This is a genomic window from Moorena sp. SIO4E2, from assembly GCF_010671945.1.
Lineage (GTDB): Bacteria > Cyanobacteriota > Cyanobacteriia > Cyanobacteriales > Coleofasciculaceae > Moorena > Moorena producens.
Map to the genome: position 1 here is coordinate 1 of NZ_JAAHIE010000145.1, position 14,715 is coordinate 14,715.

Annotated in this window: 16 protein-coding genes; 11 read left to right on the forward strand and 5 right to left on the reverse strand. The window is 44.7% G+C overall.

Annotation, left to right across the window (positions count from 1 at the left end; genetic code table 11):
• Nucleotides 1–873, reverse strand: an 873-nt coding sequence (locus tag F6K37_RS16580) for an RNA-guided endonuclease InsQ/TnpB family protein (RefSeq protein ID WP_287251236.1), incomplete at its 3' end; no start/stop codon positions are given.
• Between the two features lie 63 nt (nucleotides 874–936).
• Between F6K37_RS16580 and F6K37_RS16585 the strand changes: the two genes are divergently transcribed.
• Nucleotides 937–1,116, forward strand: coding sequence for a hypothetical protein (locus F6K37_RS16585; protein WP_009149948.1), 180 nt, complete (start codon nucleotides 937–939; stop codon nucleotides 1,114–1,116).
• 41 nt (nucleotides 1,117–1,157) lie between these two features.
• Here F6K37_RS16585 and F6K37_RS16590 read toward each other — a convergent pair whose 3' ends face one another.
• Entirely contained in the window at nucleotides 1,158–2,810 is a 1,653-nt protein-coding gene (locus tag F6K37_RS16590) for an ABC transporter permease (RefSeq protein ID WP_287251238.1), read from the reverse strand.
• A 52-nt stretch (nucleotides 2,811–2,862) separates the two neighbouring features.
• Nucleotides 2,863–3,813, reverse strand: a complete 951-nt coding sequence (locus F6K37_RS16595) for an ABC transporter ATP-binding protein (RefSeq protein WP_287251240.1) — start codon at nucleotides 3,811–3,813, stop codon at nucleotides 2,863–2,865.
• A 462-nt stretch (nucleotides 3,814–4,275) separates the two neighbouring features.
• Here F6K37_RS16595 and leuB point away from each other — a divergent pair, with 462 nt between their 5' ends.
• From leuB to accD, 5 genes are all read left to right on the forward strand, one after another.
• Nucleotides 4,276–5,364 carry a 3-isopropylmalate dehydrogenase gene (gene leuB / locus F6K37_RS16600; RefSeq protein WP_071107066.1) on the forward strand — a complete coding sequence of 363 codons (1,089 nt, stop codon included), beginning with the start codon at nucleotides 4,276–4,278 and terminating at the stop codon, nucleotides 5,362–5,364.
• 177 nt (nucleotides 5,365–5,541) lie between these two features.
• The gene (locus F6K37_RS16605; RefSeq protein WP_287251253.1) at nucleotides 5,542–5,802 is read left to right on the forward strand and encodes a hypothetical protein; all 261 of its coding nucleotides are present in this window, start codon (nucleotides 5,542–5,544) and stop codon (nucleotides 5,800–5,802) included.
• 75 nt (nucleotides 5,803–5,877) lie between these two features.
• Nucleotides 5,878–6,711: a prepilin peptidase gene (locus F6K37_RS16610; RefSeq protein ID WP_287251242.1), complete on the forward strand. Its 834-nt coding sequence runs from the start codon at nucleotides 5,878–5,880 to the stop codon at nucleotides 6,709–6,711.
• A 366-nt stretch (nucleotides 6,712–7,077) separates the two neighbouring features.
• Nucleotides 7,078–7,299 (forward strand): hypothetical protein, encoded by a 222-nt coding sequence (locus tag F6K37_RS16615; protein ID WP_009149933.1) that lies wholly within the window; start codon nucleotides 7,078–7,080, stop codon nucleotides 7,297–7,299.
• A gap of 57 nt (nucleotides 7,300–7,356) precedes the next feature.
• Nucleotides 7,357–8,286 carry an acetyl-CoA carboxylase, carboxyltransferase subunit beta gene (gene accD, locus F6K37_RS16620; protein ID WP_009149931.1) on the forward strand — a complete coding sequence of 310 codons (930 nt, stop codon included), beginning with the start codon at nucleotides 7,357–7,359 and terminating at the stop codon, nucleotides 8,284–8,286.
• Here the strand turns inward: accD and F6K37_RS16625 are convergent.
• Nucleotides 8,179–8,412, reverse strand: coding sequence for a hypothetical protein (locus F6K37_RS16625; protein WP_154659905.1), 234 nt, complete (start codon nucleotides 8,410–8,412; stop codon nucleotides 8,179–8,181). The genes accD and F6K37_RS16625 overlap by 108 nt on opposite strands.
• Before the next feature lie 143 nt (nucleotides 8,413–8,555).
• Between F6K37_RS16625 and F6K37_RS16630 the strand changes: the two genes are divergently transcribed.
• From F6K37_RS16630 to psbV2, 3 genes are all read left to right on the forward strand, one after another.
• Entirely contained in the window at nucleotides 8,556–8,738 is a 183-nt protein-coding gene (locus F6K37_RS16630; RefSeq protein WP_009149928.1) for a hypothetical protein, read from the forward strand.
• Nucleotides 8,739–8,866: 128 nt separating this feature from the next.
• A complete protein-coding gene (psbV, locus tag F6K37_RS16635; RefSeq protein ID WP_287251246.1) occupies nucleotides 8,867–9,355 on the forward strand; it encodes a photosystem II cytochrome c-550 in 489 nt (162 codons plus the stop codon).
• A gap of 234 nt (nucleotides 9,356–9,589) precedes the next feature.
• Nucleotides 9,590–10,195, forward strand: coding sequence for a photosystem II cytochrome PsbV2 (gene psbV2 / locus F6K37_RS16640; RefSeq protein WP_287251248.1), 606 nt, complete (start codon nucleotides 9,590–9,592; stop codon nucleotides 10,193–10,195).
• Nucleotides 10,196–10,449: 254 nt separating this feature from the next.
• On the opposite strand, the gene F6K37_RS16645 is transcribed toward psbV2, so the two are convergent.
• On the reverse strand, nucleotides 10,450–11,712 hold the full coding sequence (locus F6K37_RS16645) for an ABC transporter substrate-binding protein (protein ID WP_287251249.1): 1,263 nt from the start codon (nucleotides 11,710–11,712) through the stop codon (nucleotides 10,450–10,452).
• A gap of 69 nt (nucleotides 11,713–11,781) precedes the next feature.
• Between F6K37_RS16645 and F6K37_RS16650 the strand changes: the two genes are divergently transcribed.
• A complete protein-coding gene (locus F6K37_RS16650) occupies nucleotides 11,782–12,708 on the forward strand; it encodes a hypothetical protein (RefSeq protein WP_287251251.1) in 927 nt (308 codons plus the stop codon).
• A 60-nt stretch (nucleotides 12,709–12,768) separates the two neighbouring features.
• Nucleotides 12,769–14,388, forward strand: a complete 1,620-nt coding sequence (locus F6K37_RS16655) for an NAD(P)H-hydrate dehydratase (RefSeq protein WP_287251255.1) — start codon at nucleotides 12,769–12,771, stop codon at nucleotides 14,386–14,388.
• Nucleotides 14,389–14,715: the final 327 nt, after the last annotated feature.

The following is a 14,715-nucleotide window of genomic DNA, read 5'->3' on the forward strand; positions in this document are numbered from 1 at the left end:
GCTGTCTTTATTGCGCTTGTTCCAACCAAATACAACTGTAATAACGTCATTACTTAAGCACCAGTTAACTATAAATCTAGCAGCTTTATTAACGTTGTCTCGCATTTGTCTGTTGCGTTTATCGGTCAAATAAGCTAGAGTCTCATCCCAGTAATCCTTGCTCTTCCCTTTTTTAATCGCAGCGACACGTTTGTTGTACCATTGATTTTGAGATTTGACCTTCCTTCCATCCAAGATAAATGATTTGCCTGTAGTAGACACACAGGTTAACCAATTATTCAAACCGGGGTCAATACCTAACACTTCGTCTGTTGATTGAACCTGTTCAGAAGCTGGTCGTTCATAGACAAACTCTAGATACAAACACCCATTCCTTGGAACAAAGCGGTACTCTTTTATTGACTTGAAATCAAGATTAGAAGGCATAGGGAGGATGAAATGGTCTATCCCAAACCAAGCTTTAACCTGTTTTCCTAATGTGAATTTGAGATGGCCTTTTATTAGCTTTACCCACCGAGCAGGATAACTAACTACAGCCAAACCCCCCTTCTTTCGGTAACTAGGAACTCTAGGCTTGATCGCTAGTTGACCTTTCTTGTATAACTTGCTTAAGGCTTTATAAGACTTAAAAGACTCAATAACTCCGTGCAGCGTTTGTTGCGCACAAGCTGACCTCATTGCCTTAAAATGAACATTTGTCTTCATTATCTTATCCAAATCGGCATTTGTAAGGTATTTACCGGCTTTGAACAATATTTGACGACAATAATAGATTCCGCAATTGGTTAGCTTGTTAGCTTCTGAGCAGATAAATTCTATTATCGCTCTATTTTCAGCTGTCGTAGTTATAAAATGTTGTTGGCAACCATACATTTGCATCGACCTTTTTGCTATGTTTATTTAAAAAAATACTACCGTAATTAAAATGTCAAGCAAATGCCAGAAAAACCAAAAAGAAGAGTCGGCAGACCAAGCATATATAACGAAAGTAAAAAAACTTACAGTGTGAAGGTAACCAAGCTAGCCTGGGACAACCTAAAAGAACTGGCAAAATCTGCTGGGTTAAGTCTCTCTGAATATGTCGAATATCTAGGGAGAAACGGAAAGCTACCTTGAACACGAGCGCCGGGATTTATCCCGGCTCGCTCCACGCCCACCTAATGAATTAGGTGGCTAACTCTCGCTTGATATTTCTCTGTTTTTCCAGAAAGCAAGGCTTTAGTTGTTGATTCTCCTGCTTGTCGCAATTGTCTTCCTAGCTGTACGTTAAATAACGTTAGGGCTAGGGACTGAGCAATGATGGCCAAGAAAACACTTCCATTAGCATAGGGCAAAATACCCCAATGAAATACCGAAAATAGCCATATAGCAGGAGTCTCATAGAGAGTCATCGACCCAATCCAGAACAGGATGGGTGGTAAGAGAATCAATCCTCCTACCGCTATTACTGCACCAGCGGCTCGCTTCTGTGTTTTCATCAACAGCATTAACTGAGCAACTGTGGCGTAAATCATGATCAGACTGCTATTGAGCAACAGTGCGAAAAGGGCAGGTATCTTGTACTCATTGGCAGGCCAAAGTAATATCCACGTCAGCAACATCGCAGATGCGATCGCACAATTTATTGCCACTGCTACCACAGCGGGACTTTTGTCACCCCAGATTAAGTCAGCTATCACCCCTCCTTTTTTGCGGAAAGTCCGATCCTGATGTCGGTAACGCGCCCAATCTTGTAAGGTTTGTCGATGGGGACTCAAGGCAGCAATCAGAGCTAAAAACAGCACCACGTTGAACACCAGCAGCATCTGTGAATTCTCTTCCAAGCCATGGGTATAACCACGCCAGTTCTTGTATTGAGGGTTGAGGGCAAATCCTAAAATCACTGCTTGAAAGCTAGCGGTCAGCCAGTAACTCTGTTGTTTGTTAATCAGGGTAGCTTTAGGGTTATGGAAGCAACGATTTAGCCCTTGCCCAAACCAGTAGGTCCCAACACCGTAGTTGAGGACAATAAAACCAGCCATAGTCCAGAAACTGGCACCGATATGGATACCAAACCAGCGCAAATCTTGGAAACTACGCTCAACAGGATAAAAACTATTCGGATCAAACGAATTAGAATCAATCAGGTACGGTAAGACAATGGTGGGATTAAACAACGTTAGCCAGTCAGCTGGGTAATGGCTGACTCCAGCGTTATCAATCACCATGGTCGTGAACCACAAAAAGATGAGTACAGCACCAGAACCTAACCAAGCTTGGAAACCTCCTAGAGATCTGCTAACTAAGCCAAATAGTAGCGCCATACTATAGCAAAATAGGCAACTGCTACCGAGAACGATGTAAAATCCTAAAAGCTCAATCAAATGGATTTGACCAGCAATAGCTGCGCAAAAATGCAATGGTAAGGCGAAACCAACTGCTAGATAAAGCAATGCTGGTACCCCCAGTAGTTTGCCACCTAGGATGCTCCGGCTTGACTGAGGTGTCAGCCGCAGAAAGTTCAAGGTGCCACGACTTTCTTCTTTAGAGAGGTCACTGATTAGCATATAGGTGCCAACCACCAACAAGCTGAAGATACCGATAAGACTCAGCCAGACAAATACATCTTGCCACCACAGAGGCCAGTTAATCTCAGCTCCCAAGCTATATGATGGTAGCTCAAGTCCCAAATCGATCAGCATCAGCAACTGACCAACCAAGGATATTGCCACTGTAATCAGGACATTGCGCTGTTTGAAACGCCCTTTGAGTTCTCGAAACACCTGGGGATTTAATTCCCCAAGTTGGTTAACTAAATTATTAAGTGCCATATCGCTATTAGTCTCCTTTTAATCGCCTAGTTATGATGCAGCTATGATCGAGCTATGATGCTTGCTGATGACCTAATTTAAGGAAAATTGTTTCTAAGTCTTCTTGAGAGCACTGGAATTCTGTCAAGGGAATCCCAGCCTTAACCAGCGATCGCAATAGCTGTGCACAATCCTCTTGACCTCCTGAAAAATGAATCCGCATCCGACCTGGTTCTGGTAATATCTCCCAGTCTTCTACAAGGGGATTATTTTTCAATTCCCCTTTAAGTACATCCAGCTGACCTAGGCTTGACAACAGAATTTGCTGGCGACCAAGACGCTGGTAAAACTCATCTAGGGGTGCGCTTTCTACCAGATACCCTAATTCCATGATGCCTACTGAGCTACACAGTTGGGCTAAATCACTCAGGACATGGGAGGAAATCAGAATCGTCATCCCCGCTTCTTGGAGAACCTTAATAATTTCCCGAAACTTCATTCTAGCAATGGGGTCAAGACCAGAGACTGGCTCATCCAGCAGCAGTAAAATCGGTTCATGAATAATAGTTCTAGCCAGGCTAAGGCGCTGTTTCATCCCCCGGGAGAGGGTAGAAATCAAGCTATTACGCTTGTTGGTTAATTCAATCAGTTCCAGAACATCGTATAACCGTTGTCGGCGTTTTGAGCCTCGTAATTTATATAGACGTGCGAAGTAGTCTAGGTAGTCCCAAACCGTCAAATCCTCATAAAGGGGAAAATCATCAGGTAGATAGCCTAAACGCTGTTTTAGCCTAGGATTGCTTTGATCTCTTAGCAAACGCTGACCATTGATGTAAATCTCACCAGTGGTAGGTTCTTCCGCTGCAGCTAACATCCGGATCAGGGTGGTTTTCCCAGCACCATTCGGTCCAATTAAGCCGTAAACTTCGCCGCTTTCCACTTGCAAATCCACCTCATGCACAGCCACATGGCGGTCGAATTGCTTCGTTAGTCCACGGGTATCAATAGCCAATTCTTTTACCATCAGAGTCTGGTTTTAGCTGTTTAATTTGCTTAAGACTAAGTTTTTTCTGAGCCAATAAACGACAAGACCAAAGCCTTCTATTGGTGGGCGTTCCCTAGCGTTTCTAAGAAAGCTTGGGGTTGCACCGCAAAGGGAATTTCAGATGTGTTTTTTTTCCAGCCTAGCGCTTTATTCTTGATCTATGGGTTTTGATCTATGGGTTAACCTAGGGCGGTTCAGCTTGGCTAGAATTATTTGAATTATTGATTTTTATTAGTTATCGCTAGCTTAGGCATTCTTTCCGGACTTTTCCCTGGTGGCGAGGTCTGAGTCTATCGGTTACATCCGTTACATCCCTTAACCTATCCCTTGCCAACTGTGCTGATCAAAAAATTACCCTGATACACCGGCCAGATGCTATAGTATCGAACGCTATAACTTATACCCACGACACCTCATACTTAAGCATCGACCAAACTAACTATGACTTACTCCTACCGCATTACCCTGCTACCTGGTGACGGGATTGGCCCAGAAATCATGGCAGTAGCTGTAGATGTATTGAACCTCGTTGGCAAGCGATTCGATATTAATTTTCAATTTACCGAGGCCCTAATCGGTGGCGTAGCTATTGATGCTACTAATGAACCCCTACCTACTGATACACTAGAACTATGTCGCAATAGTGATGCGGTTTTACTCGCTGCCATTGGGGGTTACAAGTGGGATAATCTCCCCCGCCACCAACGACCAGAAACCGGATTGTTGGGATTAAGAGCAGGGTTAGGATTGTTTGCTAATCTCCGACCAGCGACAATATTCCCCCAACTGATTGATGCCTCGACCTTGAAACGAAATGTGGTTGAAGGGGTAGATATTATGGTGGTTAGAGAACTGACTGGTGGGATCTACTTTGGACAACCTAAAGGAATTTTTTCTCAGGAAACTGGGGAAAAACGGGGAGTCAATACTATGGCTTACACCGAAGCCGAAATTGACCGCATTGGTAGAGTAGGGTTTGAAACGGCTAAAAAACGCGGTGGTAAACTGTGTTCGGTGGATAAAGCTAATGTGTTGGATGTGTCCCAGTTGTGGCGCGATCGCATTACAACCCTAGCAGCAGAATATCCGGATGTGGAACTGTCTCACCTATACGTGGATAATGCTGCTATGCAATTGGTCAGAGCTCCCAAACAATTTGATACCATTGTTACCGGTAATATGTTCGGGGATATTTTATCGGATGCTGCTGCTATGCTTACCGGTAGTATCGGCATGTTACCCTCTGCCAGTTTAAGTGAATCTAGCCCTGGAGTCTTTGAACCTGTTCATGGCTCGGCTCCAGATATTGCCGGTCAAGATAAAGCTAATCCCTTAGCGATGGTACTCAGTGCTGCGATGATGTTACGTTACGGCTTGAACCAGCCCCAAGCAGCAGATTCCATTGAACAAGCAGTTGTAAAGGTTTTAGATAAAGGCGATCGCACAGGAGATATCATCTCAGAAGGCATGAATCTCTTAGGTTGTCGTGCTATGGGAGATTCTCTAATTCAGTGCCTAGAACAATCTTGATCTTATCCCTTGATATTATCCCTTGATTTGATCGGGTAAACCTGCTGTTACTTATCATAACTCAGGAAAATCTGTTGGTTTCCCCTGGTTAATCAGTGCCCTTTTGCGGAAATACCCCCTTGCCGTGAAGGCGTGATTGCATTAAAGTCAAACTGAAATAATAGGGTAAAAAGTGTGGTGTATACATCACAACAAAGACAAGAAAACTACCAAACTCGGCTTGAGCTACCGAAGCTGATAGATCCTACGGTTTTGAGAGCAGCTCAGCACATCTACCGGGTTTACTACGAAGTTCATCCATACCAAGATCAACAGCCATCTGGTGTAGCCATTGACAGATATACCCTCAGAGGAAAGTTAATCTTTAGTGATAAACCTGTCCTTCTACCAACTGAATGCTTTGTGCCTTTGAGTCAACTAGAAGGAGACTTTTATTAATAAATATTAATTAAATCGGTCATTGGTCTTAGTTCTATGGTATGAAGCAATAGCAAATAGCAAGTCACACAGGATATGGTTGAAGTATCCGCTGCCTTGACAACGTCGATAGTTTTCGCAATAGTTTTCGCTATAGGTGCATCTATTGGCAGTTTTCTGAATGTAGTTGTTTACCGACTACCTGCTGGTTTATCCATCCTTTGGCCCCCCTCCCGCTGTCCCAATTGTCTCCATAAGCTGGGGAAGCGAGAGAATGTTCCGGTAATGGGCTGGCTGTGGTTAAAAGGACGTTGCCGTCACTGTAATACCAAGATTTCCAGCCGCTATCCCGTAGTAGAGGCCATAACAGGTGTACTGTTTTTACTAGTTTTCTGGATGTATGGTTGGGGTTGGCAAACCCTAGGATATTGGGCATTTTTGAGCTGGCTGTTGACTCTGGCTCTGATTGATATCGATACTATGAGCCTACCGAATTCCCTAACTCAGTCTGGATTAGTGGCTGGTTTAGTATTTCAAGGAACTACTGGTTTTTTGCAGGGGTCTCAACCCATAGCCATAATTCCTCAATTAATGACTGGGGTGGTAGGTGCAGTGCTAGGGATTTGGTTGTTTGACCTGATTGCTTTTGGGGGTTCGATTGCCTTTGGTCAATCCGCTATGGGGGGAGGAGATGCTAAACTAGCGGCGATGATGGGAGCTTGGTTAGGCTGGAAGTATTTGCTATTGGCTAGTTTCATCGCTTGTGGTGTAGGTGCTTTTGCTGGTGGCGCAGCCATTGCCCTCGGTTGGATCAATCGCAAACAGCCCATGCCCTTTGGTCCTTTTCTAGGGTTGGGAGCAGGATTGACTCTACTGTGGGGTAAATTAATAGTGTCCACTTACCTAGAACTATTTTTCCCATTGAGCTAAAAGTTATATTAGGTTTCCTTGACCCATTAAGAATTAAATTCGCGCGATTGTCGCGCCTCCAAGGGCGAGTAAATCGCCCTTGGGTGGCACCTTTCGGCAAAGCAGACGCGGGGCGCGTTCGGGTCGCACCTGTTGAATAATGTTCCCTCACTCTCTAAATTTAGAGGTTGAAACCGATAAACTCAGACTTAGTATATAATAGGAAACCTATAAAAATTAACCTAGTCTAAAATTTTAGCTAATTGTCTACTAATCACAATAAGTATAACTAAGTATAACCTATAAATAAAACTACTATAGATGAAATAGCAATAACAAATTCAACGGCTCTGAAAACTATACTATTGGTGCTATTGGTATTGGCCTGTGTCTTGGATAACAATCAGAACTACCAATCTTCGCTGGGAAGCCGAGCTGATGCAGCAGGTGCTAGCTGCTCATGATATCCCAAGTCGGATTCTTGATATTGGGATCATGTCTTATTTAGGTGCAGGTAGTCCTGCGGCTTTACAAGTTCGCTCACCAGATCAATGGACAGCCTTACTGTTGTTGAGTTCCCCAGAGGAAGAGCAGGCAGGACAATCATAAAGATAAAATTATAGCTAAAAAAATTTAGATAATACGTTAACAGGATAAGAAATTTTTATGTCTCTATTGGATTGGTTTGCAAATAGAAAACCTAAACCAAGCCCTAAACAACCTCAAGAACGGGAGATTGCTGATGGGCTATGGAAAAAGTGTGAAGCTTGCGGAGTGCTATCCTACGCCAGAGACCTGCAAGCTAATCAAATGGTTTGCACTGAATGTGAGCATCATATGCGAGTCCCTAGTGACGAGCGGATCCGCCAGCTGATTGACCCTCAGACCTGGATCTCACTGGATGAACACCTACATCCGACGGATCCCCTGAAGTTTTGCGATCGCAAAGCCTATAGTGATCGTTTGCGAGACAGCCAAGAAAAAACCAAGCTCACAGATGCGGTACAAACTGGCACCGGTAAGCTAGAGAATTTGCCTATTGCTTTGGGAGTGATGGACTTCCGGTTCATGGGCGGTAGTATGGGTTCGGTAGTTGGGGAAAAACTGACTCGTTTGATAGAAGAAGCAACCAAGCGACAGCTACCGGTTGTAATTGTTTGTGCATCTGGTGGAGCCAGAATGCAGGAAGGGATGTTAAGCCTGATGCAAATGGCCAAAATCTCTGGTGCCTTGGAACGCCATCGTCAAGCCAGACTACTCTACATTCCAGTTCTTACTCATCCTACCACTGGTGGGGTAACTGCCAGTTTTGCGATGTTAGGAGATATTATCATAGCGGAACCGAAGGCATTAATTGGATTTGCTGGACGACGAGTGATTGAGCAGACCCTAAGGGAAAAGCTGCCCGATAATTTCCAGACCTCTGAATATCTCCTAGACCACGGCTTCGTTGATGCCATTGTACCTCGCACCCAGTTGAAAAAAACCCTAGCCCAACTGATTCGCCTCCATCAACCCCAGGCTACTATACCGGTAGCGGTTTCCTTGCCAGAAGTAGTAGGGACTTCGGAGCTGGGAGTAGGGAGTAGGGAGTAGGGAGTAGGGAGTCGGGAGTAGGGAGTCGGGAGTAGGGAATCGGGAGTCGGGAGTGTGGGAAGGGTGGGAGGTGTGGGGAGATGGGGAGATGGGGAGATGGGGAGATGGGGAGTTACATGGTTTCATAAATATTCCCTCTTGCCTTTTGCCTCTTGCCTCTTGCCTCTTGCCTCTTGCCTTTTGCCTCTTGCCTCTTGCCTCTTGCCTCTTGCCCCCACAATTCCCACACTTCCCAAACTGTTCCTTAGTTACTATTGCGCTTAATTATTATGGGCTTTGCAGACCTTTCAATTGTGGAAATTGCCGCCGAGTATGACCTTCGAGTAGAAGAGGTATTCGATCTATGCCAGCAGTTGGGCATTGCTTACAAAAATCAAGACACCCATCTGCCTCTAGAAGATGCCAAGGCTATTATACTAAAAATTTTGTCTGAAACAAAGGGTAATCAGTAATACCTGAGTTCGATAGCCGTGATTGGTTGACTCGGATCCCCCTCAGCGAGAGAATGTGCAGGGAATCAGTTAATGCTGTTTTGAAAAACTAATCCCATATGAGCCACATTTTTAGAGGAGAATCAACAATGAAGCGATTTATATTGCTGATCACGGCAACCCTATTCTTTGCCTTTCATATTGCAGTGGGCAGTTCAGCAGCCCTCGATCTGCTTGAAAAGGACCGCACCGTACCTTTAAATGAAGCAGGTGACATGGTGGTTCTGAGTAACGAAGAGGTCACTGAGGGCTTACGCTTGTTTAACGCTAAATGTTCTCAATGTCACAAAGGAGGTTACAGTAAAACGGACCCTAACGTTACTCTTGGTGCTGAAGACTTAAAGTACGCAACGCCACCCCGTAATAACCTGGAGGCTTTAGTAGACTACCTGAAGCATCCTACCACCTACGACGGGGAAATTGATATTTCTATATTTCATCCAAGCACTGATAGTGCTGATATTTTTCGGTATATGAGGAATGTCACCACAGATGAACTCGTTGATATTGCTGGTTATATTCTCTATGAGGTCAACACTAAAAGCAAAACGTGGGGTTGTGGTAAGGTCTGTAACTAATTACGTTTGTTTGTAGAGAGGTTAAGAAGCACGAAGCGAAAGGCTTTATGCTTATTTAAGCAGCAAGGGCAGAGGCTTCTTCTTTTGGCAGTTAGGGGTTAGGGGTTAGGGGTTAGGGGTTAACCAAAATCAATAACCCTAAGGTTCCTTAACTAGACCCTAATCGCTAATAGAAGAAGCCGCTGCCCTGTTGCTCAATCAGTACATATCACCTTAAATACTCAATAATACTCAATGCTCCGTAGATTATTAGACTTCTTTGAGAAGTTGGGAATAGGGAACAGGGAACAGGGAATAGTGGACAACAATTCACGGAAACAGTATCAAAACACTACTTTGGCAAGAGGTCTATTCCTATCAATCCGTTATTTGCTGCTAGTGGTTCTGGTGTTCTGCCTAGAGACATGCACGGTTAGTTCACCAGCCCAGGCTCCGGTTAACGACTACGTCAGGCACTACCTAGACGTGGCAGAACCTGTAGCGATTTCTTTAGATGGCAAGGGAGAGACTAAGCTGTTTGATGGGGAAGACTTGTCCTTTGGTATAAATTTATTTTCCGAAAATTGCCAGAGGTGTCATGTGGGAGGATCTAATATTATTAATCCCACTGTATCTCTATCTCTGGAGAGGCTAGCTCAGGCAACACCACCTCGGGATAATCTCAATGGTTTAATTGCTTTTATGAGGCAACCGATGACCTATGATGGTACCGAGGAAAGCATCTCGTGCCGTGAAGTTCCAGAGAGTTGGCTATCACAGGAACAAATCGAAAAGTTAGCGGCATTTGTGATCAGAGCTGCACAGAAAGGACCAGCATGGGGAACTGAGGATTTATTTTAAGTTAGGGCATAGGGAACAGGGAATAGGGAACAGGGAACATAGAACAGGGAACATAGAACAGGGAACAGCAATAAGATTTCATTCTTTCAGCACTGAAATTGATTGTTATCACTTCCGTTATTAAGTTTTTTTGTACTGGTGCAACATCTAAGTATTGCCTCTTGCCTCTTGCCTCTTGCCTCTTGCCTATTCCCTCCCCCCATACTCCCGACTCCCAATTCCCGATTCCCGACTCCCGACTCCCTAAAACTTAGTTAGTAATCACCTGCTCGAATCTCTTCATTAGCTGATTCTTGGGCTTTCTTCATAGCACTTTCTAAGGATTGCTCACCCAGTAAGGCACTCAGAAATTGATTATCGAAATGGGTTTGAATGGTTGGCAAGGTTTCCCCAGCCTGCCAAATGGTTGCATAGGCGGCTCCTTTAATAAAAGGAGCATAGAGGGGATTTTTTTGATAGCCTAGTTCCGATAACACAGATAGCCGAGAAGGTAGTACTAGTCCGGCTTTTCCCCAAGCTTTCATTCCTTCTTTGCCGGTTAGATAGGAAATTAGTTGCCAAGCTGCTTCTTTATGTTGAGCTTGCTTGTTCATCACATAAGCAACGGTATAAGCCATTGTTCCTTTTTTACTACCTAAGGAGGGAACTTCAGCGGTGGCGAATTTAATTTTAGGAAATGTGTCTTTGAGATAAGGAATCGCCCAGCTACCTTCGATGACCATTGCGGTTTTACCCTGACCAAACATTTCGCTACCAGAACTAGCCCCAACGTCTGAAGGTAAGGCAGCAGACTGGTAGTTTCGGTATAGGTCAATGACAGTTTTAAGACTTTTAAAACTTTCAGGAGTGGCAAAGGTAGCGTAGCCGTTTTTGTCAACTAAGTTAGCTCCAAAAGCTTTAATGAAAAAATAGAGACGAGCCAGCTCCTGATTAATTCCCAAACCATAGCGTTCATTTCTGCCATCGCGATTCTTATCAACGGTGAGTTTTTGGGAATAATCCCGTAATTCTTCCCAAGTTTGGGGTGGTTGAGTTAAATTAGCTTGTTTGAATAATTGCTTATTGTAAAAAAGGGCAAGGGTGGAAAAATCTTTAGGCAATCCGTAGATTATTCCATTATATTGGAATGCTTTAAACAGAGAGGGTTCAAAGTCAGCTACATCAAAATTATCAGTGCGCTTAATGTAGTCATCCAAAGGCTCCAAAACATCATGAATCATTAGTAATGGGGCTTCATAGGCATCTAAATAAAAGATATCTGGAGCTGCATCACCAATTAATCGGGTTTTGATCACATCCATGTATTGACCAGTGATGACTTCAAGCTTAACCTTTACCTTGGGATGTTTAGCTTCAAATTCTTTTAGTACTTGCTCTAGTAATTGTTTTTCAGTAGGGCTGCTTTGCCAACCACCGAGAGTGACGGTGGTTACTCCATCTAGGTTACTGCTGCCACAGGCTATAATGCAGAGAATTATCAGCGGTAAGATTACCCATTTTGACAGGATTTTAGTCATTTGTTTAGGGTTGACGGGTAAATTTAAATTGATATAACCTACTAATTCTACTAGAGTGCAATACCGATTATGATCAGACTGTCTGACCAATTCAAAAATCCTAAAACACTGGTTAAGGTAAGTGGTTGGCTACTGTTGCTACTGACTGGGCAAACATTCATGGCGGATCTGAGGCCAGCTACTGCCCAAACTTCACCAGAACCGAGATTTTTTGGGGAGCCTTTACCAACTATGACGCCATCTTCTCTACCATCGGTTAACACTCCCCCTTTAATTTTGCCGACCGCCTCACCCAACCGGTCAAGCAATACACAAAATACACCATTACCACCTGAGTTAAACGTCAACGACACTAATAGATCAATAACTAATCCATCAATAACTAATCCATCAAGACCCATCGCTAATCTCTATCGGGTTGATGTGGTGGGTGATAGTTATTGGTTGTTATCCCAAGTACAAGACATTGAACCACAAGCGTTTGTGCGCGAGGGAGAGGGGGTGATTCAAGCGGGGACATTTATGGATCGCTACAATGCTCAGTCCCGTCTCCGGGCTTTGGAAGCTTTGGGAATTTCAGCCCGAATCACAACCATTGAACAACAAGCATTTGATGGTGGTGCTACAAATCTGAGCAACATACCAAATTTTGCATCCGCTGGCTCGATCACTTATGGCTCCCGTTTGGTGTATCCAGAAACAGGATTAGATTTGGCGAACCGTCGTTCTGTGAGTTCTGGTTCTAATCCAGGGGATTCAGGAGAATCCAGGGGTAGGAGCTATTTTGTTGCTATTCCTGGAAATGCTCAGAGGTTACCAGAGATGGTAACGGAATTGGTTAAAATTGGGATTGCCCAGGATTTAGTCAGCCAACGAGATGCTCCAAGAGGTAAACATGTTGCTGTTGGTCCGTTTAAAAAGCGGGGGGAGGCAGAACGTTGGAGTAATCGTTTGCGCTCTGCTGGTTGGGATGCACGGGTGTATTTTGGTCGGTAGGGGCAGAATGTAGAATGCAGAATTAAGAATTAAGAATTAAGAAGGCAGAATTAAGAATTGATGCAGTCTCAGAATCGGCGAGAACTAATTGAACAAGTGGTGGTAACTGCTGAGCAGATGCGTGAGATTGAAGGGCGCATCTTTGAGGCGGGGATGCCTGTAGCAGCTTTGATGGAAAAGGTGGCAGGATTGATTACTCGCTCTATTCAAGGTCTTTATCCCTGTGCTGAGAATAGGCGAGTGGGTGTGTTAGTTGGTCCTGGTCATAATGGGGGCGATGGGTTAGTTGTTGCTCGTGAACTTTATTTACAGGGGTATGAGATCCACATTTACCGTCCTTTGTCGAAACTGAAGGAATTGACTGACTACCATGCTCGGTATGCGGTTAGCTTGGGGATTCCTTTTTATGACGAGATTGAAGCGCTGTATGAGTGTGACCTGATTATTGATGGTTTGTTCGGATTTGGACTGACGCGATCGCTTTCTGGTAGTATCGCTGAGGCGGTTGAGCTGTTGAATCAATGGTCACAACCGGTGGTGAGTATTGATTTGCCTTCGGGATTACACACTGATACTGGGGAAGTGTTGGGCATCGCGGTTCGGGCTACCCGGACATTATGCTTAGGGTTGTGGAAGTTGGGGTTTCTGCAAGACCAAGGGTTGGATTATATTGGTGAAGCTCAGTTAATTGATTTTGGTATTCCCCTCAAGGATATTTGGTCCATTTTAGGTGAGCCACCAGATTTGCTCCGAGTTACCGAAACTGTTGCGAAACAGTTTTTGCCTTTACCTCGCCCTAAGGTAACGCATAAGTACCAACAGGGCCATCTGTTGCTGATTTGTGGCTCTAAACAGTATTCAGGGGCAGCAATTTTGGCGGGATTAGGGGCTCGTGCTAGTGGGGTGGGGATGCTTTCAATGGCAGTGCCGGAGTCTATCAAACTGCTAGTGGTCAGTCACTTGCCAGAAGCTGTGGTAATTGGTTGCCCAGAAACGACGGCGGGTGCGATTGACCTAAGGTCACGCTACGCCAACGGATTTTTGCCTGAGTTAGTGTTAGAGAAGTTAAACCAACCCTCTGGTAGTGATTCTGGTAGCTATCATACTTATAATGCGATCGCATGTGGTCCTGGTTTAACAAAGGATGCTAAGGATATAGTGCAAGGGGTTTTAGCTGCCCAATGCCCAATTGTTTTGGATGCGGATGGTTTAAATATCCTGGCGGAACTGATCACTATTCCCACTTTGTTGAAGCGTCGAGGCCAGACAGTGTTAACCCCTCATGTTGGAGAGTTCCGACGTTTATTTCCCGATTCTGCAGAACTGTTACCGGATCGAGTCAAGGCTGTGCAGAAGGCATCCCAATTGAGTCGCTCTGTGGTGTTGTTAAAAGGAGCCAGGAGTGCGATCGCAAATCCCAGGGGCTCGGTGTGGCTGATTCCTGAAAGTACACCAGCTCTAGCCCGAGGGGGGAGTGGCGATGTCCTCACGGGACTAGTGGGAGGCTTATTGGCTCAGCCAGTTCTGTCTGAGCATCCTTTGGAGGCAATAGTGGCAACGGCAGCCTGGTGGCATGCCCAAGCTGGTATTTTAGCGGCTCAGGAGCGGAGTGAGTTGGGGGTCGATGGGGGGACCTTGGCAGAGTTTTTGATGGTAGTGGTGAGAGGGAATAGGGAGTAGGGAAGAGGGAATCGGGAATCGGGAGTAGGGAGTAGGCAAGAGGCAAGAGGCAAGAGGCAAGAGGCAAGAGGGTTAAGAGTGTTGTAAATGTGGTAAGTGTGGTAAGTGTGAGGAGAGGAAAGATTATAAAACCAAAGGCTAATTAATGATGCTTGTCACCCCCTTAGCCCACACCCTACTCCCTACTCCCTACTCCCTACTCCCTACTCCCTGCTCCCTGCTCCCTCTTGTTAACAAATTAAACCTAAAGCTTTCTGTTTAATTTTATCTTCGTCAATCTTTTCTTTGAGTTCACTATCTGTATATCTGCCTTCCAAGGCTTCTAAT

Excerpts from the sequence above, each read along its gene's own strand:
- F6K37_RS16585 (WP_009149948.1), top strand. The coding sequence starts at position 937 with ATGCCAGAAAAACCAAAAAGAAGAGTCGGCAGACCAAGCATATATAAC.
- F6K37_RS16650 (WP_287251251.1), top strand. The coding sequence starts at position 11,782 with ATGATCAGACTGTCTGACCAATTCAAAAATCCTAAAACACTGGTTAAG.
- F6K37_RS16630 (WP_009149928.1), top strand. The coding sequence starts at position 8,556 with ATGGGCTTTGCAGACCTTTCAATTGTGGAAATTGCCGCCGAGTATGAC.
- F6K37_RS16625 (WP_154659905.1), bottom strand. The coding sequence starts at position 8,412 with ATGAAACCATGTAACTCCCCATCTCCCCATCTCCCCATCTCCCCATCT.
- F6K37_RS16645 (WP_287251249.1), bottom strand. The coding sequence starts at position 11,712 with ATGACTAAAATCCTGTCAAAATGGGTAATCTTACCGCTGATAATTCTC.
- F6K37_RS16595 (WP_287251240.1), bottom strand. The coding sequence starts at position 3,813 with ATGGTAAAAGAATTGGCTATTGATACCCGTGGACTAACGAAGCAATTC.
- F6K37_RS16590 (WP_287251238.1), bottom strand. The coding sequence starts at position 2,810 with ATGGCACTTAATAATTTAGTTAACCAACTTGGGGAATTAAATCCCCAG.
- leuB (WP_071107066.1), top strand. The coding sequence starts at position 4,276 with ATGACTTACTCCTACCGCATTACCCTGCTACCTGGTGACGGGATTGGC.
- psbV (WP_287251246.1), top strand. The coding sequence starts at position 8,867 with ATGAAGCGATTTATATTGCTGATCACGGCAACCCTATTCTTTGCCTTT.
- accD (WP_009149931.1), top strand. The coding sequence starts at position 7,357 with ATGTCTCTATTGGATTGGTTTGCAAATAGAAAACCTAAACCAAGCCCT.
- F6K37_RS16610 (WP_287251242.1), top strand. The coding sequence starts at position 5,878 with ATGGTTGAAGTATCCGCTGCCTTGACAACGTCGATAGTTTTCGCAATA.
- F6K37_RS16655 (WP_287251255.1), top strand. The coding sequence starts at position 12,769 with ATGCAGTCTCAGAATCGGCGAGAACTAATTGAACAAGTGGTGGTAACT.
- psbV2 (WP_287251248.1), top strand. The coding sequence starts at position 9,590 with ATGCTCCGTAGATTATTAGACTTCTTTGAGAAGTTGGGAATAGGGAAC.